General features: G+C 59.0%; 23 protein-coding genes. 10 read left to right on the top strand and 13 right to left on the bottom strand.

All coding sequences use genetic code 11. The annotated features are described in order from the left end of the window. Nucleotides 1-86 precede the first annotated feature (86 nt). The 3 genes from GH784_RS12500 to GH784_RS12490 all read left to right on the top strand — a co-directional run bounded on the left by GH784_RS12500 (nt 87) and on the right by GH784_RS12490 (nt 3,784). The gene (locus GH784_RS12500) at nt 87-1,289 is read left to right on the top strand and encodes a CaiB/BaiF CoA transferase family protein (RefSeq protein WP_038491653.1); all 1,203 of its coding nucleotides are present in this window, start codon (nt 87-89) and stop codon (nt 1,287-1,289) included. After that, on the top strand, nt 1,286-2,953 hold the full coding sequence (locus GH784_RS12495) for a thiamine pyrophosphate-binding protein (RefSeq protein ID WP_065702341.1): 1,668 nt from the start codon (nt 1,286-1,288) through the stop codon (nt 2,951-2,953). The genes GH784_RS12500 and GH784_RS12495 overlap by 4 nt, the downstream gene beginning before the upstream one ends. A gap of 66 nt (nt 2,954-3,019) precedes the next feature. Further along, nucleotides 3,020-3,784 carry a HugZ family pyridoxamine 5'-phosphate oxidase gene (locus GH784_RS12490; protein ID WP_065702340.1) on the top strand — a complete coding sequence of 255 codons (765 nt, stop codon included), beginning with the start codon at nt 3,020-3,022 and terminating at the stop codon, nt 3,782-3,784. 210 nt (nt 3,785-3,994) lie between these two features. Here the strand turns inward: GH784_RS12490 and GH784_RS12485 are convergent, their stop codons facing one another. The 3 genes from GH784_RS12485 to GH784_RS12475 form a co-directional block, all read right to left on the bottom strand. After that, a complete protein-coding gene (locus GH784_RS12485) occupies nt 3,995-4,336 on the bottom strand; it encodes a RidA family protein (RefSeq protein ID WP_003513295.1) in 342 nt (113 codons plus the stop codon). Nucleotides 4,337-4,385: 49 nt separating this feature from the next. After that, nucleotides 4,386-4,724 (bottom strand): protein tyrosine phosphatase family protein, encoded by a 339-nt coding sequence (locus GH784_RS12480; protein ID WP_003513297.1) that lies wholly within the window; start codon nt 4,722-4,724, stop codon nt 4,386-4,388. A gap of 142 nt (nt 4,725-4,866) precedes the next feature. Beyond that, nucleotides 4,867-5,700, bottom strand: coding sequence for an aldose 1-epimerase family protein (locus GH784_RS12475; RefSeq protein ID WP_065702339.1), 834 nt, complete (start codon nt 5,698-5,700; stop codon nt 4,867-4,869). Nucleotides 5,701-5,856: 156 nt separating this feature from the next. Here GH784_RS12475 and GH784_RS12470 point away from each other — a divergent pair, with 156 nt between their 5' ends. Continuing rightward, nucleotides 5,857-7,248, top strand: a complete 1,392-nt coding sequence (locus tag GH784_RS12470; protein WP_065702338.1) for a L,D-transpeptidase family protein — start codon at nt 5,857-5,859, stop codon at nt 7,246-7,248. A gap of 70 nt (nt 7,249-7,318) precedes the next feature. Here GH784_RS12470 and GH784_RS12465 read toward each other — a convergent pair whose 3' ends face one another. The 9 genes from GH784_RS12465 to GH784_RS12425 all read right to left on the bottom strand — a co-directional run bounded on the left by GH784_RS12465 (nt 7,319) and on the right by GH784_RS12425 (nt 17,028). Further along, nucleotides 7,319-8,524 carry an MFS transporter gene (locus tag GH784_RS12465; protein ID WP_019565262.1) on the bottom strand — a complete coding sequence of 402 codons (1,206 nt, stop codon included), beginning with the start codon at nt 8,522-8,524 and terminating at the stop codon, nt 7,319-7,321. Nucleotides 8,525-8,570: 46 nt separating this feature from the next. Then, the gene (locus tag GH784_RS12460) at nt 8,571-9,218 is read right to left on the bottom strand and encodes a TetR/AcrR family transcriptional regulator (RefSeq protein WP_065702336.1); all 648 of its coding nucleotides are present in this window, start codon (nt 9,216-9,218) and stop codon (nt 8,571-8,573) included. A 60-nt stretch (nt 9,219-9,278) separates the two neighbouring features. Further along, a complete protein-coding gene (locus GH784_RS12455) occupies nt 9,279-9,995 on the bottom strand; it encodes a ParA family protein (protein ID WP_065702335.1) in 717 nt (238 codons plus the stop codon). Between the two features lie 161 nt (nt 9,996-10,156). Then, entirely contained in the window at nt 10,157-10,540 is a 384-nt protein-coding gene (locus GH784_RS12450; protein WP_065702334.1) for a hypothetical protein, read from the bottom strand. 9 nt (nt 10,541-10,549) lie between these two features. After that, entirely contained in the window at nt 10,550-11,695 is a 1,146-nt protein-coding gene (locus GH784_RS12445; protein ID WP_003513312.1) for an iron-containing alcohol dehydrogenase, read from the bottom strand. Next, nucleotides 11,692-13,080 carry an aldehyde dehydrogenase family protein gene (locus GH784_RS12440; protein ID WP_013636539.1) on the bottom strand — a complete coding sequence of 463 codons (1,389 nt, stop codon included), beginning with the start codon at nt 13,078-13,080 and terminating at the stop codon, nt 11,692-11,694. The genes GH784_RS12445 and GH784_RS12440 overlap by 4 nt, the downstream gene beginning before the upstream one ends. A gap of 18 nt (nt 13,081-13,098) precedes the next feature. Next, nucleotides 13,099-14,463 (bottom strand): glutamine synthetase family protein, encoded by a 1,365-nt coding sequence (locus tag GH784_RS12435; protein ID WP_013636540.1) that lies wholly within the window; start codon nt 14,461-14,463, stop codon nt 13,099-13,101. Nucleotides 14,464-14,527: 64 nt separating this feature from the next. After that, nucleotides 14,528-16,042, bottom strand: coding sequence for an amino acid permease (locus GH784_RS12430; protein ID WP_003513319.1), 1,515 nt, complete (start codon nt 16,040-16,042; stop codon nt 14,528-14,530). Between the two features lie 212 nt (nt 16,043-16,254). Further along, on the bottom strand, nt 16,255-17,028 hold the full coding sequence (locus GH784_RS12425; RefSeq protein WP_065702333.1) for an N-formylglutamate amidohydrolase: 774 nt from the start codon (nt 17,026-17,028) through the stop codon (nt 16,255-16,257). A gap of 177 nt (nt 17,029-17,205) precedes the next feature. Between GH784_RS12425 and GH784_RS12420 the strand changes: the two genes are divergently transcribed. The 6 genes from GH784_RS12420 (at nt 17,206) to GH784_RS12395 (ending at nt 23,536) form a co-directional block, all read left to right on the top strand. Further along, complete coding sequence (locus tag GH784_RS12420; protein WP_003513323.1) at nt 17,206-18,084, top strand: MurR/RpiR family transcriptional regulator; 879 nt, start codon at nt 17,206-17,208, stop codon at nt 18,082-18,084. A 288-nt stretch (nt 18,085-18,372) separates the two neighbouring features. Next, complete coding sequence (locus GH784_RS12415; RefSeq protein WP_003513325.1) at nt 18,373-19,479, top strand: ABC transporter substrate-binding protein; 1,107 nt, start codon at nt 18,373-18,375, stop codon at nt 19,477-19,479. A gap of 202 nt (nt 19,480-19,681) precedes the next feature. After that, nucleotides 19,682-20,566 (top strand): ABC transporter permease, encoded by an 885-nt coding sequence (locus GH784_RS12410; RefSeq protein ID WP_003513327.1) that lies wholly within the window; start codon nt 19,682-19,684, stop codon nt 20,564-20,566. Continuing rightward, nucleotides 20,563-21,345, top strand: a complete 783-nt coding sequence (locus GH784_RS12405) for an ABC transporter permease (protein WP_003513330.1) — start codon at nt 20,563-20,565, stop codon at nt 21,343-21,345. Before GH784_RS12410 ends, GH784_RS12405 begins: the two co-directional genes overlap by 4 nt. Nucleotides 21,346-21,358: 13 nt before the next feature. Beyond that, complete coding sequence (locus tag GH784_RS12400) at nt 21,359-22,417, top strand: ABC transporter ATP-binding protein (protein WP_003513332.1); 1,059 nt, start codon at nt 21,359-21,361, stop codon at nt 22,415-22,417. A 75-nt stretch (nt 22,418-22,492) separates the two neighbouring features. Next, a complete protein-coding gene (locus GH784_RS12395; protein WP_065702332.1) occupies nt 22,493-23,536 on the top strand; it encodes a zinc-dependent alcohol dehydrogenase family protein in 1,044 nt (347 codons plus the stop codon). A 47-nt stretch (nt 23,537-23,583) separates the two neighbouring features. Here GH784_RS12395 and GH784_RS12390 read toward each other — a convergent pair whose 3' ends face one another. Then, nucleotides 23,584-24,228, bottom strand: coding sequence for a hypothetical protein (locus GH784_RS12390; protein WP_153793448.1), 645 nt, complete (start codon nt 24,226-24,228; stop codon nt 23,584-23,586). Between the last annotated feature and the right edge of the window lie 59 nt (nt 24,229-24,287).

The following is a 24,287-nucleotide window of genomic DNA, read 5'->3' as shown; positions in this document are numbered from 1 at the left end:
AACGGAATAAGTCCATGAGATAAAATCACATGCGGCAATGCGGGGAGACGTCTATAAACCGGCAAGCAGAAAACACCGGGGGACAAATGACCGAAACGCCGAACAGGAAACCGCCACTATCAGGCATTCGCGTCATCGAACTGGCGCGTGTTCTGGCCGGTCCCTGGGCGGGGCAGATGCTGGCCGATATGGGTGCGGATGTCATCAAGGTCGAGAATCCTGAAGGTGGAGACGATACCCGCGCATGGGGTCCGCCCTTTGTCGAAAGCGCCGATGGCGAAAACCTCTCCGCCGCCTATTACCATGCCACCAATCGCGGCAAACGCTCCATCGTCGCCGATCTCAAGACGGCGGAAGGCTGTGCGCTGGTGCGGCGGCTCGTGCGAACCGCCGATGTTGTCATCGAGAATTTCAAACGCGGCGGGCTTGCCAAATATGGCCTCGACTATGAGAGTCTCAGGGTTCTCAATCCGAAGCTGATCTATTGCTCCATCACCGGCTTCGGCCAGACCGGACCCTATGCCGATTTCGCCGGTTATGATTATATCGTGCAGGGCATGTCCGGTTTCATGTCGATCACCGGCGAACCCGACGGTCAGCCTATGAAGGCGGGCGTTGCCGTTGCCGATATCTTCACCGGCATCTATTCCGTGTCAGCCATTCAGGCCGCGCTGATCCACGCCATGCGGTCAGGTGAAGGCCAGCATATCGACATGGCGCTTCTGGACGTGCAGTCGGCCGTGCTCGCCAACCAGAATATGAATTACCTGATTTCCGGCAATGCCCCCGTCAGGCTCGGCAACGCCCATCCGAATATTTCCCCCTATGAGGTGGTGCCGACGGCTGATGGTTTCCTGATCCTCGCGGTCGGCAATGACGGCCAGTTCCGCCGCCTCTGTAATATTCTCGGCATTGGCGCGATTGCCGATGACGAGCGTTACGCGACAAACAAGGCCCGCGTGGCGCACAAGGTCGAGGTCCGGCAGATCATTTCCACCGAAACGCTGAAATGGCAGAAGCGCGATCTTCTGACCGCTTGCGAGCAGAACGCCGTACCGGCCGGGCCAATCAACTCCATCGAGGAAATGTTCGCCGATCCACAGGTTCAGGCACGTGGCCTGCGTGTTGATCTCGAGGCGCAGGATGGCACCGTCATCCCCGGTGTGCGGACACCGATTATCATGTCACAGACGCCGCTGCGTTACGAACGCCCGAGCCCGAAGCTTGGCGAGCATCAGGCGCAAGTGCTGGCCGAACTGGAAAACATCGAAAGGACCACGACGCCATGAAAGCAACCGGAATGAAAAGAACAGGCGGACAACTGATCGTCGAAGCGCTGAAAGCCAATGGCGTCTCCCGCGTTTCCTGCGTTCCCGGTGAAAGCTATCTGGCGGTGCTGGACGCGCTTTATGAAAGCGGCATTGAAACCGTGGTCTGCCGCCAGGAAGGCGGCGCTGCCATGATGGCCGACACCTGGGGCAGGTTGACCGGCGAACCCGGCATCTGCATGGTAACGCGCGGTCCCGGCGCCACCAACGCCTCTGCCGGCCTGCATATCGCAAGGCAGGATTCCATTCCGATGATCCTGTTCATCGGCCAGGTACAGCGCGAAGCCCGCGAGCGTGAGGCGTTTCAGGAAGTGGAATATCGCCGCGCCTTTACCGAATTCGCCAAATGGGTGGGCGAGATCGACGATGCGCGCCGCATTCCGGAATTCGTCACCCGCGCCTTTGCCGTCGCCACCTCCGGCCGCCCCGGCCCCGTGGTGCTGACATTACCCGAAGACATGCTGGTTGAAGAGGTTGAAGCCCCCGAGGCAAAGCCCTATACCCCGGTCGAAGCGCATCCCGGCCCGTCGCAGATCGCCGCTTTCTCAAAAATGCTGGGCGAGGCCAAGCGACCAATCTTGATCATCGGCGGCACACGCTGGTCCGAAGAAAGCGTCGCAAGCTTCACGGCTTTTTCCGAAAAGAACAAACTGCCCGTCGGCTGTTCCTTCCGTCGCCAGATGCTGTTCGATCACTTGAGCCCGTCTTACGCGGGCGATGTCGGCATCGGCATCAACCCGGCCTTGGCGAAGGAAATCAAGGAAGCCGACCTCGTGGTGCTGCTCGGCGGTCGCCTCTCGGAAATGCCTTCCTCCGGCTACACGCTGATCGACATTCCCTACCCGTCGCAGAAACTTGTCCACATCTACCCGGAAGCCGAAGAGCTTGGCCGCGTCTATCGCCCCGATCTCGCAATCTGCGCCTCCCCGGATGGTTTCGTCGCCGCCCTTTCTTCCGTAACGCTCCCCGATAACGCCGCCTGGGCGGACCGCACGGCCACCATGCATTCGGCTTACCTCACCTGGTCGACACCGCCGCAGACCGGTCCGGGCGCGGTGCAGATGGGTCCGATCATGGACTGGATCGAGGCCAACGTGCCGGATGATGCCATCTTCACCAATGGCGCGGGCAACTATGCCACCTGGGTACACCGCTTCCACCGCTTCCGCCGCTTCAACACTCAATCGGCGCCGACCTCCGGCTCGATGGGTTACGGCCTGCCCGCGGCTGTGGCCGCCAAGCACCTGTTTCCCGAGCGCGAGGTGATCTGCTTTGCCGGTGATGGCTGCTTCATGATGCATGGGCAGGAATTCATCACCGCCGTGCGGTACGGACTGCCTATCATCACCGTGCTGGTCAATAACGGCACCTATGGCACGATCCGCATGCATCAGGAGCGGGAATATCCCGGCCGCGTCAGCGGCACCGATCTCGTCAACCCGGATTTCGCGGCCTTCGCCAAGGCCTATGGTGGCCACGGCGAAACGGTCGAAAAGACGCAAGACTTCGCCGCCGCCTTCGAACGCGCCCGGGCAAGCGGCAAGCCCGCCATCATCGAGGTGAAGCTGGATGCCGAAGCGATCACGCCAACCCGCACGCTGACCCAGATCAGAAGCCGGACCTGATATTGCGCATGGACATGGCTCCGGCATGGTGTAAATCCTGACTAGAAATACAGGTTAGGAAACGACATGCCGGATGCAGCCCCTCCCGTCATCACCCCACGCGGCGCAAAGATCGAACCTTCGGCTGGTGCGCCATTCGAGGCCGTGCGCGTGGCACGCGATGTCCTGCACACATCCCGCACAGCGGCGCTCGCGACCCTCGATCCGGTCAGCGGTTATCCCTATACGACCGCCACCAATATCGGCATAGAGCCGGATGGTACACCGTTCTTCTTCGCGGCTGGCCTGACGCTGCATGCCCGAAACATGGAGGCCGACCAGCGTATCTCGTTGACACTTGCCCCCTTCGGCAAGGGTGACGCGCTGACGCTGCCTCGGCTGACACTGGTAGGCAAGGCGGAACTGATCGATCCGGAAGAAGTGCCACTTGCCAGACAGCGCTACATCGACCGCTATCCCAAGGCAAAACTCTACCTCTCTCTTCCCGATACAAGGCTCTACCGGCTGCGGACAGAGGGCGTGCAGATCAATGGTGGCCCTGCCCGCAATGCCAGCAACATCACACCTGCCGATCTGCGCAGTGACCTTTCCGGCGCGGAACAGCTGATGGCTGCGGCAGCGGACGAGGCCGCGCGCCTCAACGCCATCAAGGGTGAGGCATCACGGCTGGCCGCTCTTGCGGGTGCGAAAACCGCACGCTGGAAAATCACTTCCGTAGACCCTGATGGTATCGACCTCGCCTCAGCCAACGACCTGGCACGGCTGTGGTTTGCTGAACGGGTGAAGACGTTGAAGCAGCTTGAGAAGGCGCTCGCCCAGCCAGTGAAGTGATGGGCGCAAGCGATTCACAAACCTGGGACGATCGCCTCTCCTCCGTCATGCTCGGGCCTGTTCCGAGCATCTGCTACCTATCAATTTGCGATACGTGATTGGATCCTCGGGACAAGCCCGAGGATGACAAAACGAGCGTTTCGAATTTTCCCAACAAAAAAGGCCGGGCTGCATTCCGCAACCCGGCCTTCCTCAAAATCAAACCGTTACTCAGAGAGCAGCGGTAACGATGAACTCGACCTTGTAGTCCGGAGTAGCAAGCGCCGCTTCGCTGGTGGCGCGGGCCGGCGGGTTTGCCGGGTCGATCCAGCCTTCCCAGACGGCGTTCATTTCGCCGAAGGTGGACATGTCGGAGAGGTAGATGATGGTCTGCAGGATCTTCGACTTGTCGGAACCGGCAGCGGCCAGCAGACGATCGACTTCAGCCAGCGCCGACTTGCTCTGATCGGTCACGGACACGCCCTCACCGACCTGGCCGGCCAGATAAACGGTGTTGCCGTGGATGACGGCGCCGCTCATGCGCTTGCCCGGTTCGATACGCTTGATGGTCATGGAAAACTCCTGTTGATTGGCTTTAGAAAATCGAATTATCCGCGGAAAATCAGCCGCGCAGGTGGTGGGTCTTTTCGTAGATCGCAGTCGAGCGCGCGCCGGAACGGCAATAGCCGAGCATCGGGCGCTGCAATTCGTCAAGCGCATCCACCATGCCGGTAACCGCATCCGCATCGACGCCGTAGCGGCCAACCGGTACATGCACGATGGTCAGGCCAAGCTGTTCGGCACGCTCGGCAATATCGGCGAAAAGCGGCTGGCCTTCTTCTTCGCCATCCGGGCGGTGGCAGACGATCGACTTGAAGCCGAGTGCCTTGACCTCGTCGAGATCGGCAACGCTGATCTGTCCCGTGACCGAATATTCGTCGTCTATGCGCCTGATATCCATATTAATGCCTCCGCTTAAACCGGCGCCTTGGCGCCGCTGGCACGCTGTCGCCACTGTCTGAAATCCGCATCCGATGTAAGGGCTCAAAACCCTTGCGTCAATGATGCGGCGCCTTCATTCGGTACGCCATTCAGTCCCCTATTCAGAGGATGGAAAAGCGAAGACCATAGGAGCGGCTTTCGCCCGGCTGCAGCATATTGAACTCGCCGGCGGCCTCAAGCTCGCCGCGCGCCACCCAGCGGTGCGAAACCGGTTCGATGCCAAGCACATTGGCCGGATCCTTCTGGTTCCGCCACATCTGCAGATAGGGCAACGTCTCCGTGCCGAAACGTACTTTCAGCGTCTTGCCGCCAATTGTAGCAATCGGACCGAGCGCAAGTTCCGCCCATTCATCCTGACCGGCGGGAACACAGAACACCGTGCCCGGCTCCTCGCCAAAGCGCCAGCCATGACCACCGCCATCGAACATGGCACCTTCCAGCCGAACGGCCTCGTCAAACAGCCGCGCGCCGACATTCATGTGGTACATCAGAAAAACCGGGATCGGCCGCGAACTCGTATTGACGATCCGGTCATCGAGGCTGACTTCGCCGCTTTCGCCATCGATGCGCCATGTCCGCTCGAGAAGGGCCGTGCCGCCATCGGCAAGGTTCACGGGAACCTCGGCACGCGCCAATGCATTGGACTCATGAACGTCGAAGGCAACTATCTTGGCGGGATGCGCGGAGAAGGACCCATGCAAAGGATATCGACGCCCCTCGCCCTCACCGCCGATCGGTTCGGGATGGCGGATATGATCGGGACCGCAGGTGAACAGAAAGCCTTCCAGCGAATGGTCGATGCGCGGATCGCCATCATCTGGAATGGCACGGCCGGGCGCGATGTCGATACCATCGACAACACAGGCGCCAATATCGAAAACGGAGGTTTCATCGAGGAAAATGCGTGGCGATTTGCCGGCCTGAAACGAACGCAAGACAACCTCCCTGTGGCAGTAAAAGCGCAATAATCACGGAAACGCTACTAACCGTGACGTAAATTAAGATTGCTTTAACCGTGAATTCACCTTTTTCACAATAGGGTCAAGATTACGGTGTGTTTATCGGTGAACGAAGTAAGGGATAGCAGAATCGTGAAACAGTTTGTTAACGCAGCTCTGGGTCTGGCGATTGCCTTGGCGGCGGTTTGCGCGCCTCTACAGGCTGGCGCGCAGCAGCGTTATGGCTATCAGGAACAGCCGGTTCTGGTGACGCCGGATGGCCGTGTTCTCGACTTCGTGCCCCAACGTGGCGACATCGTCATCAGTCGCGACAATATGGGCCGCACGGTATTTTATGACCGGTACGGCAACCTGCTGGCCACTGAAATGCCGTCAGGCTATCAGCAGCGGCAACAGGTACAGCAGCGCGACACAACCTATTACCCCCCCGCCCCCGGCGGTGAATATCGTGAGCCGCAGCGCGATTACGGTTATCAGGATAATAGAAGCGTGCGCGATTACCGCGAATATCGCGGCAATGGTTCCGGCGATGATGTCTATACCGGCTCGGTTCCCGGCCCGGGCGCTGTCGAAAGCGCGCCGCTCAACCAGCCGATGCCCGAAGAAAGCACCACGGCTGCCGTTCCGCAGCCGCAGCACCTGATCGAGCGCCACACGCCCGTCACCACACCGGTCAACAGGTCTCGCCAGGAGATCGTGGCACTTCAGACCTTCCTCGACCGCGAAGGCATCTCGCCCGGCGTGATCGATGGCAAGATGGGCGACAACGTCAACAAGGCGATTGCCGCCTGGCAGGACATGACCGGCGAAAAACTCGACCCGAACAATTCCGAGGACATTCTCGAGCGTCTGCGCGCCTCCGGCGGCATGCCGATCGTCGATTATACGATCACCGCAGCCGATGCAGCCGGCCCCTATGTCGCCTCCATTCCGGATGACTATGCGGAGAAGTCGCAGCTACCCGCCCTCTCCTTCACCTCCACGTCGGAGGCGTTGGCCGAACGCTTCCACATGGACGAGACCTATCTGAAAGAACTGAACCCCGGCATCGATTTCTCCGTGCCCGGCACCATCATCAAGGTGGTCAATCCCGGGGAACCCAAAAAGGGACAGGTGGCCCGCATCGTCGCGCATAAGGGCATCAAGCAGGTCTTCGCTTATGGAGAGGATGGCGCTCTGATCGCCGCTTATCCCGCCACCATCGGTTCTACGGACACGCCCTCGCCAAGCGGCACACACACCGTCGAGCGCGTCGCGCTTAATCCGGGTTACACCTACAATCCGAAGATCAACTTCAGGCAGGGCCAGAACGACAAGATCCTGCAAATCCCGCCCGGTCCAAACGGCCCTGTCGGCACGGTCTGGATTGCCCTTTCCAAACCGACCTACGGTATCCACGGCACGCCGGAACCCTCGAAGATCGGCAAGACCAACAGCCACGGCTGTATCCGCCTCACCAACTGGGATGCGACGGAGCTGGCAAAAATGGTCCGACCCGGCGTCGTGGTTGAGTTCGCGGAATAGGATTGACCGCGAAGACGAATTGCAAAAGCCCGGCGGATGCCATTCCGCCGGGCTTTTTCGTTGATGAATGTTATCCGCGCTTTTCAGTCAGGAAGTAAAGCAGCGCCGCCGCTGGTAGAGCAAAGCCGACCCAGGACGCAGCACCCCATTCCCCGACGGAATAGGCCCAGCCGCCGACGGCAGAGCCAATCGCACCGCCCATGAAAAATGTCGCCATGTAGACGCCGTTCAGACGGCTGCGGAATTCCGCCCCGAGCGTGAAGATGGCGCGCTGACCGAGCACCAGATTGGTGGTGACGCCGAAATCGAGAACGATGGCGGCGACCACGAGAATGCCGAGTGCCAGATGCGATCCTTCGGGCGCAAGATGCGTGACGGCGAATGACAGCGCCGCTGCCACCATCGCGGCAAAAGTAGCGGCATAGGTCCAGCCCCGGTCAGCCATGCGCCCCGCAATCGGCGCGGCGACGGTGCCTGCTGCACCGGCAAGGGCAAACAGCGCAATCTGGCCCTGGCTGAGATTGAAATGCGGCCCGCTCAGATAAAGCGGCGTCGTCGTCCAGAACAGGCTGAAGGCAGCAAACAGGAAGGCGTGATAGATCGCCCGCCGCCGCAGGATAGGCGTATGGGCGGCAAGCCTGCCCATGGAGGCCATCAACGCCCCATAACCCAGCCTTGCCTCAGGCACACGAACGGGCAAAAGGCGATAGAGCACAACGGCGAGAATTGCCATGACGCCAGCCGACGTCAGGAACACACCGCGCCAGGAGACCACTTCCGACAGGAGGCTGGAGACCGGGCGCGCCAGCATGATACCCGCCATCAATCCGCTCATGACATTGCCGACTACCCGCCCTCGAACAGCGTGCGGCGCCATGTGCGCCGCATAGGGAACGATAACCTGCACCGCGACCGAACTAATACCGACCAGAAAGGCCGCAATCAGAAAAGGTGCCGCATGCGGGGCAAAAGCCGCCGCGAGGAGCGCAAGCACCGCCATCGAAACGGTGCTGACGACCAGCCTGCGATTCTCGACCAGATCGCCAAGCGGCACGACGAACAGCAGCCCGACGCCGTAACCGATCTGCGTCAGGGTCACGATCAGACCGGTTGCGCCGGCAGACAGGCCAAGCTCCGCCCCGATGATGCCGGCAAGGGGCTGGCCATAATAAAGATTAGCCGCAATCAGTCCGCAGGCGGTAGCCAGTAGAAAAGTCAGGGCCGGGGAAATGGATGTTTCGTAAACATCCTCCCCTTCAACTACACGCGTCGTCATCATTTTCTCCAATATGGAAACGAATGTTTCCTAAATAGCCACAAAATTAGTCGGCAAGTTTCAGGGCGATATCCACCACGGCCGTCATCTCTTCCAGACTGCGCCCGGTCTTTCCCACCACCCGCATGCCGTACATCATGCACAACATCGCTCTGGCGAGATCATCGGGATCAGTCTTCGACTGCACGGAACCATCCCTCTGCCCCTCAGCCACCAGCCGGGCAACGATCCGCTCCCTCGCCTTCACCGCCCGCTCGACCACGACAGCGATATCGTCGTCCAGTGCGGCGAGATCGGCGGCAGCGCCAACCACGAGGCATCCATCCGAACCGGTGGCACCGTGCGACCGTTCCGCATAAAACATCAGGCCGGCTCGCAAACGCTCGTAACCGGTATCATAACCGGCAACGGCGGCTTCAAACCGCTCCGTCTGCAAGGTCCTGTAGCGCTCCATCGTCGCGATGAAGATGGATTTCTTGTCCTTGAAAGCCTTGTAGAGACTGCCCTGCGCCAGTTCCATCGCATCTGTAAGATCACCGACAGAGGTGGCGTGATACCCGCGCCTAGAAAAAACACGGATTGCTCCATCAAGCGCGCGGTCAATATCGAACTCGCGCGGCCTGCCGCGATGGCGTTGTTCCGGGGAATTGGTGTGGGTGGTATCGGTCATGATCGCAATATAGGAAACGATCATTTCCAAATCAAGCAAAAAATAATGCCCGCACCTCCAGCAGTCCGGGCATTGGCAGTGTTTTCAAGCCGCCTTGCGGGTGAAAAAGCGCGCGGGTTGGGTGCCCAACCGCGACAGGGGTTTCGGCAAAAGGCCTAGCACCTCGCTCGCGAATGCTTTCGCATTCTCCACCGCCTTGTCGATATTGCTGACCTTGTCCTTGTCGAGACAGAGAAGCGTTCCGCCATAATCGAAGATATCGCGATAGGCCGCTCTTTCGACAATCGGCGTATTCAGGACCGAAACGTTCTTCTCGGCCAGCAGCATTTTGACGAGCAGCAGCGAGCGCGTCGCCACCATGGCGTTGACCCGCGTCAGCACGATGGAATGGGCGATCGCCTTGCCCATCTTGCGGTTCAGGAACTCGATATGGTCAAGAACCTCGGCAGCCCCACGCGCATCCATGGCGCAGCCCTGCACCGGTATCAGCACATGGTCGGAAATACCAAGCGCCATGGTCAGAAGCGGGTTTTTCGCTCCCGGCAGATCGATGATGAAACAGTCGGTATTGGCATTGTTTTCGCGGATATGCCCCTCGAGGGACGCCATCGTGACATGCGAAATTACCGAGAGATTTTCGATCTCGCCTGATAATTCGTGCCAGCGGGAAATCCACAATTGCGGATCGGCATCCAGAACCGTTACGCGGTGGCCGCTGCGGGCAAGTTCGGTTGCCAGAAGCAATACGGCAGTTGTTTTTCCCGCGCCGCCCTTGGTGTTAGCAAAAGTAATGACAGGCATGATATCCCCTGATGATCAGAGCCGTTTCATGCTCATTCATGCACCGAACCAATCATGGTGCTTTCCATAACCTTAACGAACATGGTTAAGAAAAGACTAAGATCGTTTGTGTGGACAACAAAAAGCCCGCGATAAATCGCGGGCTTTTGCCATCTGATTGATCACCCCAGCTTTCGGCAGGAACCCACATCGTCCGCGCGCAGGCGGCCGGCTTTTAGATCCTCGTACTTCGGCAAGTTCAGGGAACTGCCCAGCCTTTTCTCAACGGTTGCACGATCAAGCGTAATCATGCGTCCGGCGCTGGTGAAGGACACCATGCCTTTCTTTCCAGAATACGCCATAGTCGCGCGCATTTCACAGAAATAGCGGTCTGAACCCCTGGACAAATTCCATCCCCGGATCCCCGCCTTAGTGCTCGACAGAGCTCCGACTTTGTAACCCTGACCGGAAAGTTCCCTGAAAGAAGCGGCCTGCGCCACAAGGGGCAGGCTTAGAAACGCCACTGCGAGCAATGGCGAAAAAACTGAAAATCTCATGGCTGCCATAACTACCCTTTAAAAGCAGTCCTCAAACAATTTCCTGGTATTCTCCAGCGTCATCGGCACCGGATTGCCGCCGCAGCTCGGATCCTTGATCGCTTCTGCCGCCAGTTCGTCGATGCGGTCAGGCTTAATGCCCATGGCGGTCAGGTTATCAGGCACGCCGAGTTCCTTGCGAAGCTCCAGCACATAATCATAGAAACCATCGAAACCGCCCGAAATGCCGAGATATGCGGCAGCGCGGGCAATCTTGTCTTCGATGGCCGGGCGGTTGAAACGCAGGACGGCAGGCATGACCACGGCATTGGTCATGCCGTGATGGGTGTTATAGACAGCGCCGATCGGATGCGAGAGCGAGTGAATGGCGCCGAGACCCTTCTGGAAGGCAACCGCCCCCATCGCAGCCGCCGCCATCATATTGGTGCGCGCTTCGATATCCGTGCCGTCCTTATAGGCGCGTGGCAGGAATTCCTTGACCAGACGCAGGCCTTCAAGCGCAACGCCGGCGCTCATCGGATGGAAGAACGGCGACGAATAGGCTTCGAGGCAATGGGCAAAGGCGTCCATGCCCGTGCCTGCCGTGATGACCTTCGGCATGCCGACTGTAAGCTCCGGATCGCAGATGACGACACCGGGCAAAAGCTTCGGATGGAAGATGATCTTCTTCACATGGGTCTGCGAATTGGTGATGACGCTGGCGCGGCCAACTTCCGAACCGGTGCCCGCCGTCGTCGGAACCGCGACGATGGGCGCAATCTTCGAGGCGTCCGCCCGCGTCCACCAGTCACCGATATCCTCGAAATCCCAGACCGGGCGCGTCTGCCCGGCCATGAATGCGATGGTCTTGCCAAGATCGAGGCCGGAACCACCGCCGAAGGCGACGACGCCGTCATGGCCGCCATCGCGATAGGCTTTTACGCCGGCTTCCATGTTGATTTCGTTGGGGTTCGGATCGACGTCGGCGAAGATCGCCCGGCCGAGCCCAGCCTCTTCCAGTACATCGAGCGCATGCGCGGTAATCGCCATATTGGCAAGGCCGCGATCCGTGACGAGAAGCGGCTTCTTGATGCCGAGCGTCTTGCAGGCTTCCGCCAGTTCCTTGATCCGGCCACGGCCAAGCTTGACGGCGGTGGGATAGCTCCAGTTGGCGACGATATTCATTTCGTGACTTTCTTCAGATGGTAGGATTTCGGTCGGGTCAGGTTCTGGAAACCGAGAACGGAAAGCGAGCCGCCACGGCCCGTTTCCTTCACACCTGTCCAGCAGAGCGCGGGATCGAGATAATCCGCACGGTTCATGAACACGGTGCCGGTTTCGATCTCACGGCCGATACGCCCGGCACGCGCTGCATCCTGCGTCCAGAGCGAGGCAGTGAGGCCATATTTGCTGTCATTCATCAGGGCGATGGCCTCGTCGTCGTTTTTCACCTTCATGATGCCAAGAGCGGGGCCGAAGGTTTCTTCGGTCATGAACTCCATGGAATGATCGACATTGACGAGCACTTGCGGAGCGACGTAAGCGCTCTCGCCGTCATCGGCAGGGAAAAGCTTGGGATCGACCAAAGCCTTGGCGCCCTTTGAGACGGCATCAGCGATCTGTGCGCGCACCACCTTGGCGAAACGCTTGTTGGCCATCGGCCCGAGTGTCGTTTCCTGTTCCAGCGGATTGCCGAGCTTGTAGTTGGACACCCACGCCACGGACTTCTCGACGAATGCGTCATAGAGGTTTTCGTTGACGTAGATACGCTCGATGCCGCAGCAGCATTGCCCGGAATTATAGGTCGCGCCATCCATCAGCGTATCGACGGCAGCGTCGAGATCAGCATCCTCCATCACATAGCCGGGGTCCTTGCCGCCGAGTTCAAGCCCGAGACCGGTGAAGGTGCCGGCAGCAGCACGCTCAATGGCTCGGCCGCCTTCCACCGAACCGGTGAAGTTGACGAAATTGAACAGGCCTTCGGAAATCAGCGCCGAGGTCGTGCCGTGATCGAGGAAGACATTGATGAAGACATCGTCAGGCACGCCCGCCTCGACGAAAGCCCGCACCATCCGCTCGCCGACGAGAAGCGTTTGCGCCGCATGTTTGATGACGACTGTGTTGCCGGCCATCAGAGCCGGGGCAACGGTATTGATCGCCGTCATGTAGGGATAGTTCCACGGCGCGATGACGAAGACCACGCCATGTGCTTCGCGCTCGATGCGGCGTTCGAAATTGCCGCTTTCCTCGATGACGAGCGGCGCCAGCGCATCCGCCGCAATGGAGGCGACATAATTGGAGCGCTCGTTGAAGCCCTTGAACTCGCCGCCATAACGAACCGGGCGGCCCATCATATGCGCCAGTTCCGGCACCACCTCGGCCACCATTTCATTAAGGCGCGCCACACCCTTGAGAACCAGCTGAACACGGTCCTCAAGCGGACGTCGCGCCCAGTCCTTCTGCGCCTTGCGCGCTTTAGAAACGGCGGCGCGCGCCGCTTCCAGCGACATCGCCTCCCGCTCGGCATAAACCGAGCCGTCGATGGGCGAGATATTCTGGATCATGGTCATGATGTTTTCCCGTAATGATTAGGCTCTCTCGAAACCGCGCGCCACTTCCCAGTCGGTCACGCGGCGGTCGTATTCTTCCTGCTCCCACCTTGCGGCGTGCACATAGTGATCGACCACGTCGTCGCCAAAGGCCTCACGCAGCATTTTCGATCCGTCCAGGAAGGCGGTCGCGTCGCGCAATGTCTTGGGTATCTCGCGCACGTCCTTCCCGCCATAGGCGTCACCGACAAAAGCGGGCTCAAGTTCGAGTTTATTTTCAATGCCGTCAATGCCCGCCGCAAGAAGGGCGGCCATGGCGAGATAGGGATTGAGATCCGACCCGCCGACACGACACTCGATACGGATGCCCTTGGTTTCCGCGCCGCAAAGGCGGTATCCTGCCGTGCGGTTGTCGAGGCTCCATATCGCCTTGGTCGGCGCGAAGGTGCCAGCCATGAACCGCTTGTAGGAATTGATGTAGGGCGCCAGGAAATAGGTGATGTCGCTGGCATGCGCCAGAAGCCCGGCAACATAATGCCGCATCACATCCGACATGCCGTGTTCGCCATCCTTGTCGAGGAAAGCCGGCTTGCCATCCAGGCTCCACAGCGACTGGTGGATATGCGAGGAACTGCCAGCGGCATTGTAGTTCCACTTGGCAAGGAACGTCACCGCCTTACCCTTCGACCAGGCGATCTCCTTGGTGGCGTTTTTGATGATGGCGTGCCGGTCGGCCATGGTCAGCGCCTCGGCATAACGCACATTGATTTCCGCCTGACCGGGAGACGCCTCGCCCTTGGAATTCTCGACCGGAATTCCCGCACCCTGCAGGCCCTTGCGCAGCGCCCGCATGACGTCCTCTTCCTTGGTCGTCTGGAAGATATGATAGTCTTCGTTGTAGCCGCTGGCGAGGTTCAGGTCCCTGTAGCCGCTGGCGCGTGCCGCATCGAAGGTCTGGTCGAACAGGAAAAATTCGAGCTCGGTGGCCATATAGGCCTTAAGCCCCATCGCCTCCAGCCGCGCCACCTGCTTTTTCAGCAGCGCGCGCGGCGAATGCGGCACTTCTTCATGGGTGTGGTGATCGAGCACATCGCACAGAACCAGCGCCGTGCCTTCCAGCCACGGCACCTTCCGCAGCGTCGAAAGGTCGGGCTTCAGCGTATAGTCGCCATAGCCCTTTTCCCAGCTTGAGGATTTGTAACCGGGAACGGTTTCCATCTCCATGTCGGTGGCAAGCACATAGTTGCAGCTATGGGTTTCCTCAAAGGCGCTTTCAACGAAAAACTCCGCCTGGAACCGTTTGCCCATCAGACGCCCCTGCATGTCGACAAGGCAGGCCAGAACCGTGTCGATGCGCCCTTCGGCCACATCCATCTTCAGCGCGTCGAATGTATAGCTCGTCATTTTGTCCATCCCTTTTCATGTGGCGAGCAGGCGGCCGGTATGCGGCCGCCCGTCAGTTCGAGCATCAGGCCTTTGCAGCCGCCGCTGCCATGGCAGCCTGCTTGTGCTCCAGCGCGAACTCCTCTTCCGGCGACAGGATGAGGCGATGGCGTCCGACAAAGGCGAAGTAGGCAATGGCAACCGCAAACCATACGGCTACCCACAGCACACCCTTGGTGAAGTTCGGATCCTGGATCTGATAGAGCAGCGTCACGATGGCGATGATGATTGTCAACACCGCGCCCGGAATGCCGAAGGGCGAGCGAAACGGCCGCTCGATATGCGGCAGATTTTTCCTGAGCAGAATGAAGGAAATCGCCTGCAGGATGTAGGAGAACATCGCACCGAACACGGCCATGTTCAAAAGCACGCTGCCGATGATGCTGCCGCCCTGTTCCGCACCCAGCGAGAACCAGATGACGAGCATGACCGCAAGGCCGACGAGCGCGCCGGCAATATTGGCAACGTATGGCGTCCGGTATTTCGAATGAGTGATTGACAGCACTGTCGGGAAGTAACCCGCACGCGACAGCGAATAGATCTGGCGGCCCTGCGCATAGAGGATCGTATGGAAGCTGGCAATCAGGCCGGTCAATGCCACGAGACCAAGCAGCACCACGCCGCCATCGCCGTAGATCGCCTTGAAGCCATCCAGCAGCGGTTCAAGGGACGAGCTGAGATGAAAGGCGCCGACGCCCGGTAGTGACGGGTTCAGCAACACGATCATGAAGGCCGAAACCATCAGCGTGATGACGCCGAGAATGATACCCTTGGGCATATCGCGTTTCGGATCAACGGATTCTTCAGCCGCCAGCGGCAGCTGCTCGATGGCGAGAAACAGCCAGACCGCAAAAGGCAGCGTGGCAAGAACGCCCGAAAAACCAAATGGGAAAAAGGAACCGTTGCCTTCCGGCAGCTCCACAGCCTTGCCATCGGGTCCGACACCGATATTAAGCGCGTAACGCGAAAAATCCATGTTCGGAATGGCGCTAACCCAGAAGAACACCAGAACGCCGAGTGAAATCAGCGTGATGACCAGGGTGACCTTGAAGGAAAGCTCAAGTCCGAAGACGTTGAGAGCAAGGAAGATCGCGTAGAAGGCTATCCACACGAAGGGTGAATAGGCCGGATCGAGGCCGAGAATGGAGTTCACATAGGCGGTGATGAAGGTAACGACGACCGCCGGCGTCAGCACATATTCGACATTCTCGCAAAGTCCGGTGACGAAACCGCCCCACGGGCCCATGGCCGTGCGGGCAAAGGAATAGGCAGCACCCGTGTGCGGCAGCGCCGGGCTCATTTCCGCAATCGAGAATGTCAGCCCGAGATACATAATGGCGATGATGATGCCCGCCACCAGCATGCCACCCCAGCCGCCGGTGGAAAAACCGAAATTCCATCCGGAAAAATGCCCTGATATAACCGCGCCGACGCCAAGCGACCACAGCGACCACACGCCCGCGTATCGGGATAGTCCGCGTTTTTCGAAATAGGATGCATCAGCCTTCTTGTAGCTGACGCCTGATGATGAACCGTCCATGCCCTTCTCTCCTTAATAGAAAAAAAAGCCAGCCAGCCGTTATTGGCCGATTGTGCCCCCAGTTTCCGGCATCGCCCGGGAGGTTTCCCGCACTGCGCCGCACGCATCTGCTGTTCCCTTGCCGCTTCATGCCGTTCCGGCTTTTGTCGATTGCGGCAGTCTAATTGACGGTCGGCCGCGGTGTTTTCACCATAAGCCGCCCCATTGCTCCCTCACTCATCGATTGATGAGAGCGCCTTCCCCATAAGCTCGTGGAGAAAATCGGCAATTACCGATTGGTCTCCGTCATTGGCGATCAGATCGTTGCGGATCTCGATCATGACGTTCAAAAGTCCGTCCGGCAGCGCATGCAGCCGCAATGTATGCGTTACACCGTCTTCCGGACCGTAGGGATCGTTGCGCTTTACCGTGAGCGCAGAACCCTCGGCGCCCACCAGCATCGCATCGGCCAGCCGGCTGTCAGTATCGTGCAGGATGCCGATCTGCACTTCACGGAACTGACCGTGATAGACCGGCGTGAAACTGTGAATGGTCACCACCACCACCTTGCGGCCGCGGTCCTGCCGCTCGGCAATAATCTCACTGACACGGTCGTGAAACGGCACGTAAAGCGCCGAGGTTCGGGCAAACCGTTCCGCATCGCTCAGATCGAGATTGCCGGGAATATTGTAAATCTCGCTTTTGACCGGCATGGCAGAAGGCGATTCCGGCGGCCGGTTGCAATCATAGACCAGGCGCGAAAACCGCTGATGAATGAGCGTGGCATCAAGCTTCTGCGAAAGCAGCCTTGCAACCGCCAAGGCACCCGGATCCCAGGCCGCATGGCTCGAAAGCACGTCCGGCGAAAGACCGAGCGTACCGAGTTTTTCCGGGATGGTGGCTGAAGCATGTTCGCAGACCAGAACGACGTCGCCCTTTGCTGCGGCGTTCTCGACGCCGACAGCCTGTCCTTCCGCTTCCGTGAAAAACCGTGAACGCACCGTCATGCACGCATCCCGCCCCGAAACCTGCCATCCCGCCGATGACGAAAAGAATTCTTCACATTATCGCGAGTGTCAAATGGAATTTTGAAATTTTCTCTTCATTTTCCCCATTGACTCGATAGCTGGCACAGATGCTTATATTCGCCCATACACCGGCAAAAAGACCGGAAGGGGAAAGATTTGCGCAGTACGACGGCCACCGTGTCGGATGTCATCCATGCCCACTATGACGCGCTGACCCGTTCGGAAAAACGGCTGGCGGAGAGCCTTCTCGGCAACTACCCCGTCTCGGGTCTCGGCAGCATCACCACGATTGCCGAAAATGCGGGTGTTTCGACGCCGACGGTGGCGCGCATGGTGCAGAAGCTCGGATACAAAGGTTACCCGGAGTTTCAGGCCCATCTGCACCAGGAACTGGAAGCGACGATCTCCGGCCCGGTTGCCAAACATGACCGCTGGGCAACCAATGCGCCGGGTCTGCATATTCTCAACCGTTTCGCCGACGCCATAACGGGCAATCTGCGCGACACTTTGAGCGATCTCGACACCGCGGTCTTCGACAATGCCGCAAGGCTGCTCTCGGACCGCAAACGCAGCATCTATTTCGTCGGCGGGCGCATCACCGGCGCGATTGCCGAATATTTTTTCACGCATATGCAGGTGATCCGGCCAAAGACGACGCTGATGTCGTCCAACTCCAGCGCCTGGCCTCAATATATGTTGAATATGAGCGCCGGCGATGTGCTGGTGATCTTCGACATCCGCCGTTATGAGCACGACATGACGACGCTTGCCGAGGTGGCGAAGGCAAACGGCGTACAGATCATTCTTTTCACGGATCAGTGGACATCGCCGGTGGCGCGCCACGCGCTGCACACCTTCCGTGTGAAGATCGAAGCCCCCTCGGCATGGGATTCATCGGTCGTTACATTGTTTGTCGTCGAAGCGCTGATCGAAGCGGTGCAGAGCAGCACCTGGGATGAAACCAAGGAGCGCATGAACGCGCTGGAAGGCCTGTTCGAGCAGACGCGTCTGTTCCGCAGGCCGGACCGGACATGAACATTAGTAGCCGGCACAGTGCTTGACGCGGAAACCGCCGGCTGATTGGATACCTGAAATCGCTACCAGCGCGATAAAGCGGGATAAAAACAAGCTGGGGAACATATCTGTCCAACACGAATGATGATGGGATTACCCCGCGATTGCAGGCACAAAGCCGGGTGATGGCGGAAAATGGGCGTAAAGTGACGGAATCCGGATAAATAAATTGCAATCCAGCCGTCACATTAGCTTCATCCAGAATCCGTATCAGCGTCCGTAATACGAGAACACGAAGAGGAGAAAAAAGTGATCTCTCATTGCCGTCGACTGCTTGCTGCCACCACCGCTCTGGTAATGGCCTCCACCGCGATCGCTGCCGCTGCGCCAAGCGCCGAACTGATCGCTGCCGCCAAGAAGGAAGGCATGCTGACCACCGTCGCGCTGCCGCACGACTGGTGTGGTTACGGCGACGTCATCGCCGCTTTCAAGGCGAAATATCCGGAAATCACCGTCAACGAACTCAACCCCGACGCCGGCTCTGCCGATGAAGTCGAAGCGGTAAAGGCGAACAAGGACAACAAGGGCCCGCAGGCTCCTGACGTTGTCGACGTCGGTCTCGCTTTCGGCCCGCAGATGAAGGCCGAAGGCCTGCTGCAGCCTTACAAGGTCTCCACCTGGGACGAAATCCCTGACAACGTCAAGGATCCGGAAGGTTACTGGTACGGCGACTATTACGGCGTGATGTCCTTCTTCGTGAACAAGGACCTCGTCAAGAACGTGCCGAAGGATTGGGCCGACCTGCAGAAGCCGGAATATTCCGGTCAGGTAGCGCTTGCCGGCGATCCGCGCGCTTCCAACCAGGCTATCCTCGGCGTTCTCGCCGCCGGTCTTGCCAGCGGTGCGAAGTCCGGCAAGGAAGCCGGTGAGGCTGGCCTGAAATATTTCGCCGAGCTCAACAAGGCTGGCAACTTCCTGCCAGTCATCGGCAAGGCTGGCACGCTGGCACAGGGTGCTACCCCGATCATCGTCGCCTGGGACTATAACGCGCTCTCCTGGAAGAAGACACTGAACGACAACCCGCCCACGGAAGTCGTGGTTCCGGAAAAAGGCGTTCTGGCTGGCGTTTACGTTCAGGGCATTTCCGCTTACGCCCCGCATCCGAACGCTGCCAAGCTCTGGATGGAACACCTCTATTCCGACGACGGTCAGCTCGGTTGGCTGAAGGGTTATTGCCACCCGATCCGCTTCAACGCGATGGTCAAGGCCGGCAAGGTTCCGCAGGAACTGATCGACAGCCTGCCGCCGGCAGCAGCCTATGAAAAGGCAATCTTCCCGACGCTCGAAGATGTCGACGCCAACAAGGCCGCCGTTACCGGCGGCTGGGACAGCGTCGTCGGCGCGAACGTGAAGTAACCTTTGAAAAATACACCCCGGCTTTTCAAAAAGCCGGGGTGCTTCTTTGAGAGCATTTCAGGTAAAACTCCCTAGGTTTTACCCCCGGAAATTGCACAAAACAAAGATCGAAAGTGCGTCTGACGATTCCGTTTTAACCGGACGTGCGATAATAAAGAACTTTATAGACAGACCGTTTGAAGACGGCGTTTGGGGACCAGGCATGCCATCAACCAACACCGGCGGACCATCCGATGCGGGCAGAAAGTTGCCGCTTCATTGGTTAGGCGTCGTACCTTTTGCTGTTTTTGTTCTGCTGTTTCTGATTTTTCCGACGATGAAAATCGTGGTCGGTGCATTCCAGCGTCCCGATGGCAGCCTGACGCTGGAAAACGTCGCCGGGCTTTTCACCTCGTCCATCCTCGCGGCCTACTGGATTTCGATCAAGATCAGCCTCGCCTCGGCGGCTCTTGGCTGCCTGATTGGTTTTGCCGTCGCCGCCGCCGTGGTTCTGGGCGGTCTGCCGCAGCGCATTCGCGGACCACTCCTGACATTTTCGGGCGTCGCATCGCAATTTGCCGGCGTGCCGCTCGCCTTCGCCTTCATCGCCACACTCGGCCCGGTCGGCCTACTCACCGTGTTTTTAAAGACGCAGATCGGCATTGATCTGAGACTCCTCGGCTTCAACATCCTGTCCTTCTGGGGCCTGACCGTCACCTATCTGTTCTTCCAGATTCCGCTGATGATCCTCATCATCACGCCGGCGCTTGACGGATTGAAGCGCGAGTGGCGCGAAGCTGCGGAAATCCTTGGCGCGACCGGCGTGCAATATTGGCGCATGGTGGCCTTCCCCATCCTCCTGCCATCGTTGCTTGGCACCATGTCGCTGCTGTTTGCCAATGCCTTCGGTGCGGTGGCCACCGCGATCGCGCTTACCGGCTCGTCGCTCAACATCGTGCCCATCCTGCTTTTCGCGCAGATCCGCGGCGACGTTCTCGGCAATCCGCATCTCGGTTACGCTCTCGCCTTCGGCATGATCGTCGTCACCGGCATTGCCAATGCGCTTTACATCTGGCTGCGCGCCCGTAGCGAAAGGTGGCTCAAATGAAGAAATTTTTCGCCTGGGGCGCGCTGATCTTCGGCCTGCTCTATTTCGCCCTGCCGCTGATCGGCATGACCAACTTCTCGCTGAAAATGCGCCGCGGTGAATATTCCTTCGACGCCTATGGCAAGGTGCTCACCGACCCGCGTTTTCAGGAAACCTTCAGCTATTCTGTGGTGATGGCTCTCTTCACCATCGTTTTCGGTGTGCTGCTGGTGGTGCCCACGGCCTATTGGGTCCGCCTCAAACTGCCGGGCCTGCGCCCCTATATCGAATTCATCACGCTCCTGCCGCTGGTCATCCCGGCCATCGTCATCGTGTTCGGTTATATCAGGCTTTACAACACCTCCAGCTGGCTTCCGCTGACCGGCACGACCTTCGGCACCAACCTGCTTTTGATGTTCGGTTATGCCACGCTAGCCTTGCCCTACATGTACCGCGCCGTCGATACTGGTCTGAGGACCATCGACGTCTCGACGCTGACGGAAGCGGCGCAGAGCCTTGGCGCGGGGTGGACGACCATTCTGTCGCGCATCATCCTGCCCAATGTTCTGGTCGCCGTGCTGTCAGGTGCGTTTTTGACCTTCGCCATCGTCATCGGTGAATTCACCATGGCCGCCCTTTTGAACCGCCCGGCCTTTGGCCCCTATATGCAGCTGCTTGGCGCCAACCGCGCCTATGAACCGGCTGCACTTGCCGTGATCTCCTTCGGCATCACCTGGGGTTGCCTTGGGTTGATCCAACTCGTTTCACGCTACCAGAAGGGCGCGCCTCCCAAGGCCTGAGGACAAGATTTTCATGAGCTTTTTGACACTTAGCAATATCAAGAAATCCTTCGGCTCCGTACAGGTCGTCCATGATTTCAACATGGCCATCGAAAAGGGCGAGTTCGTCTCCTTTCTAGGCCCGTCGGGCTGCGGCAAGACCACCGTGCTGCGCATGATCGCCGGTTTCGAAATCCCTACCGGCGGATCGATCGTCATCAACGGCAAGGACCAGACGACGCTCAGGCCCAACCAGCGCAATATCGGCATGGTGTTTCAGGCCTATGCGCTGTTCCCCAACATGAACGTCTACGAAAATGTCGCCTTCGGGCTCAAAGTCGCCGGCAAGCCGAAAGCCGAGATCGATGCACGCGTGAAGGAAATGCTTCAGCTCATCCATCTGGAGCATCTGGCGGATCGTTACCCCTACCAGATGTCAGGCGGCCAGCAGCAGCGCGTGGCGCTTGCCCGCGCATTGGCCCCGAAGCCGGAAGTGCTTCTGCTGGACGAGCCGCTTTCCGCGCTCGATGCCAAGATCCGCGTATCGCTGCGCGAAGAAATCCGCCAGATCCAGCGAAAGCTCGGCATCACCACGATTTTCGTGACCCACGATCAGGAAGAGGCCCTGTCGATCTCCGACCGTATCGTTGTCATGAATTCCGGCCGCGCCGACCAGATCGGTTCGCCCTTCGATATCTACAACAAGCCCGCGACCCGGTTTGTCGCCTCCTTCGTCGGCACGCTGAACCTGATCGACGCAACCGTCGTCGATTCCTCTACCAGCACAATCCGTGTCGGAGAGCAGAACGTGACGCTCCACAAGCCGGTCGATGTTGCAAACGGTGAAAAAATCACCCTCGCCTTGCGCCCGGAAGCAGGAGCTCTCGGGGCTGACGCAAAGGGAGACGTCGCTATTTCCGGTATCGTCACCTCAAGCCAGTTCCTGGGTTCGGTCATCCGAACCCGTCTTGATCTCGGCGGTTCGACCTTGTCTTTCGACATGTTCAACGATCCCGGCACCGCACCGCCCGCCCTGGGCGAACAAGTAACGCTTAAATTCGCGGCTGGTGATCTTATGGTGATCAAAGATTAAATGGCTTTTCTCCAGCGTCGGAAGCAGATAGAGCAGGTATAATTCAAATCTGCTTACCGACAATGTGAGGCCAGGATGCGCGCGCTTTTTTACGAACTGTTCGGCGAGACCCCGATTATGGCATCCCTGCCTGATCCGGAGCCGACCGACGACGGCGTGGTCATCGAGGTGAAGGCGACGGGCCTCTGCCGCAGCGACTGGCATGGCTGGATGGGCCACGATACGGATATTCGCCTGCCGCATGTCCCCGGCCACGAATTCGCCGGCGTTATCGCCGCGGTCGGAAAGAACGTTACCAGGTTCAAGACAGGCGACCGTGTCACCGTTCCCTTCGTTTCCGGCTGCGGCCGTTGCCATGAATGCCGCTCCGGCAATCAACAGGTGTGTGAGACGCAGTTCCAGCCCGGCTTCACCCATTGGGGTTCTTTCGCCGAATATGTCGCCATCGATTACGCGGACCAGAACCTTGTTCATCTGCCTGATACGATGAGCTACGCAACTGCCGCCGGTCTCGGCTGCCGTTTCGCCACGTCCTTCCGGGCTGTGACGGACCAGGGTCGCCTGAAAGGCGGCGAGTGGCTGGCGGTACATGGCTGCGGCGGCGTCGGCCTCTCCGCCATCATGATCGGCGCAGGCCTCGGCGCTCAGGTCGTCGCCATCGACATTGCGGAAGACAAGCTCGAACTTGCCCGCCAACTCGGCGCAACCGCCACCATCAACAGCCGCTCGGTTGCCGATGTTACGGAGGCGGTGCGCGAAGTGACCGGCGGCGGCGCGCATGTCTCTATCGACGCGCTTGGCCACCCGCAGACCTGCTGCAATTCCATCAGCAACCTGCGCCGGCGCGGGCGCCACGTTCAGGTAGGGCTGATGCTGGCCGATCACGCCATGCCAGCCATCCCCATGGCCCGGGTGATTGCCCACGAGCTGGAGATTTACGGCAGCCACGGCATGCAGGCATGGCGCTACGAAGACATGCTGGCGATGATCGAGAGCGGTAAGCTCGCGCCCGAAAAACTGATCGGCCGCCACATCACCCTTTCCGATGCCATCACCGCCCTTCCCGCCATGGACCGTTTCCAGGAAAGTGGCATCAGCATCATCGACAGGTTCGAATAACAGTCACAGCCGGAACGTCCTGGAAAATGCCGTTTGTCTAGACGGCATCAGGCATTCCTGCGTCCGAACGGCAGGACTGCCATCCCCGCGCGATTTGGCGCGGCCTCCGGTCTTCTGGTCGGCGATGCAACCTCATTGAGAGCGGGCGTATAATCCTGGGTAACTGGCGCACGTTGCTGACGTATGGTCGGCGGACGGGGTTCCGGTAATTCGACGACCTCCCCGATATCTTCCCGCTCGAGACGAGCGTTTCTGCTACCCGACCGATAGTACCAGCGAATACCCCTGCGCAGGAGCACGAACAGGCCCACGAGCAGCACAAACCCACCTATCAGTCTCCCTACAGGCTCAGCCGCCTCCGAAGCCGCCGCACGTTTTTTGCGGTCCTCGACGGTAGGGTCAAATCCAAGCATACTGGAAATGCCCTTAAGGCCCACCTCGTCCAACTTCACGTATTGGTCGCCATTATAAAGAACATAAGCGTCGCCACTACTGCTGTTCAGATAACCGAGGTCAAAGAACTTCCCTTCCACCACGAAAGTCGTTTGATTTGGCAAGTCGTAGACCCTGTCGATCGTCTCACCGCGACTGAAGCCAGGCACCGCAAAAAACCGAAAACGCTTGGCATCGGCATCCACAGCAGACGCGAACAAAAATATCATGGCGACGTAAACCAGCGCAATCTGATTCATATCTTCCCCGCAATACAAAAATATCGGGATATATTTCTACAATCGCCTTAATATAAAAT

Origin of the sequence: Agrobacterium tumefaciens (assembly GCF_009649785.1) — a bacterium.
Lineage (GTDB): Bacteria > Pseudomonadota > Alphaproteobacteria > Rhizobiales > Rhizobiaceae > Agrobacterium > Agrobacterium tumefaciens.
This window is presented reverse-complemented; position numbering and strand designations above follow the sequence as displayed.

Excerpts from the sequence above, each read along its gene's own strand:
- GH784_RS12500 (WP_038491653.1), top strand. The coding sequence starts at position 87 with ATGACCGAAACGCCGAACAGGAAACCGCCACTATCAGGCATTCGCGTC.
- GH784_RS12495 (WP_065702341.1), top strand. The coding sequence starts at position 1,286 with ATGAAAGCAACCGGAATGAAAAGAACAGGCGGACAACTGATCGTCGAA.
- GH784_RS12490 (WP_065702340.1), top strand. The coding sequence starts at position 3,020 with ATGCCGGATGCAGCCCCTCCCGTCATCACCCCACGCGGCGCAAAGATC.
- GH784_RS12485 (WP_003513295.1), bottom strand. The coding sequence starts at position 4,336 with ATGACCATCAAGCGTATCGAACCGGGCAAGCGCATGAGCGGCGCCGTC.
- GH784_RS12480 (WP_003513297.1), bottom strand. The coding sequence starts at position 4,724 with ATGGATATCAGGCGCATAGACGACGAATATTCGGTCACGGGACAGATC.
- GH784_RS12465 (WP_019565262.1), bottom strand. The coding sequence starts at position 8,524 with ATGACGACGCGTGTAGTTGAAGGGGAGGATGTTTACGAAACATCCATT.
- GH784_RS12460 (WP_065702336.1), bottom strand. The coding sequence starts at position 9,218 with ATGATCGTTTCCTATATTGCGATCATGACCGATACCACCCACACCAAT.
- GH784_RS12455 (WP_065702335.1), bottom strand. The coding sequence starts at position 9,995 with ATGCCTGTCATTACTTTTGCTAACACCAAGGGCGGCGCGGGAAAAACA.
- GH784_RS12450 (WP_065702334.1), bottom strand. The coding sequence starts at position 10,540 with ATGGCAGCCATGAGATTTTCAGTTTTTTCGCCATTGCTCGCAGTGGCG.
- GH784_RS12445 (WP_003513312.1), bottom strand. The coding sequence starts at position 11,695 with ATGAATATCGTCGCCAACTGGAGCTATCCCACCGCCGTCAAGCTTGGC.
- GH784_RS12440 (WP_013636539.1), bottom strand. The coding sequence starts at position 13,080 with ATGACCATGATCCAGAATATCTCGCCCATCGACGGCTCGGTTTATGCC.
- GH784_RS12435 (WP_013636540.1), bottom strand. The coding sequence starts at position 14,463 with ATGACGAGCTATACATTCGACGCGCTGAAGATGGATGTGGCCGAAGGG.
- GH784_RS12430 (WP_003513319.1), bottom strand. The coding sequence starts at position 16,042 with ATGGACGGTTCATCATCAGGCGTCAGCTACAAGAAGGCTGATGCATCC.
- GH784_RS12425 (WP_065702333.1), bottom strand. The coding sequence starts at position 17,028 with ATGACGGTGCGTTCACGGTTTTTCACGGAAGCGGAAGGACAGGCTGTC.
- GH784_RS12410 (WP_003513327.1), top strand. The coding sequence starts at position 19,682 with ATGCCATCAACCAACACCGGCGGACCATCCGATGCGGGCAGAAAGTTG.
- GH784_RS12405 (WP_003513330.1), top strand. The coding sequence starts at position 20,563 with ATGAAGAAATTTTTCGCCTGGGGCGCGCTGATCTTCGGCCTGCTCTAT.
- GH784_RS12400 (WP_003513332.1), top strand. The coding sequence starts at position 21,359 with ATGAGCTTTTTGACACTTAGCAATATCAAGAAATCCTTCGGCTCCGTA.
- GH784_RS12395 (WP_065702332.1), top strand. The coding sequence starts at position 22,493 with ATGCGCGCGCTTTTTTACGAACTGTTCGGCGAGACCCCGATTATGGCA.
- GH784_RS12390 (WP_153793448.1), bottom strand. The coding sequence starts at position 24,228 with ATGAATCAGATTGCGCTGGTTTACGTCGCCATGATATTTTTGTTCGCG.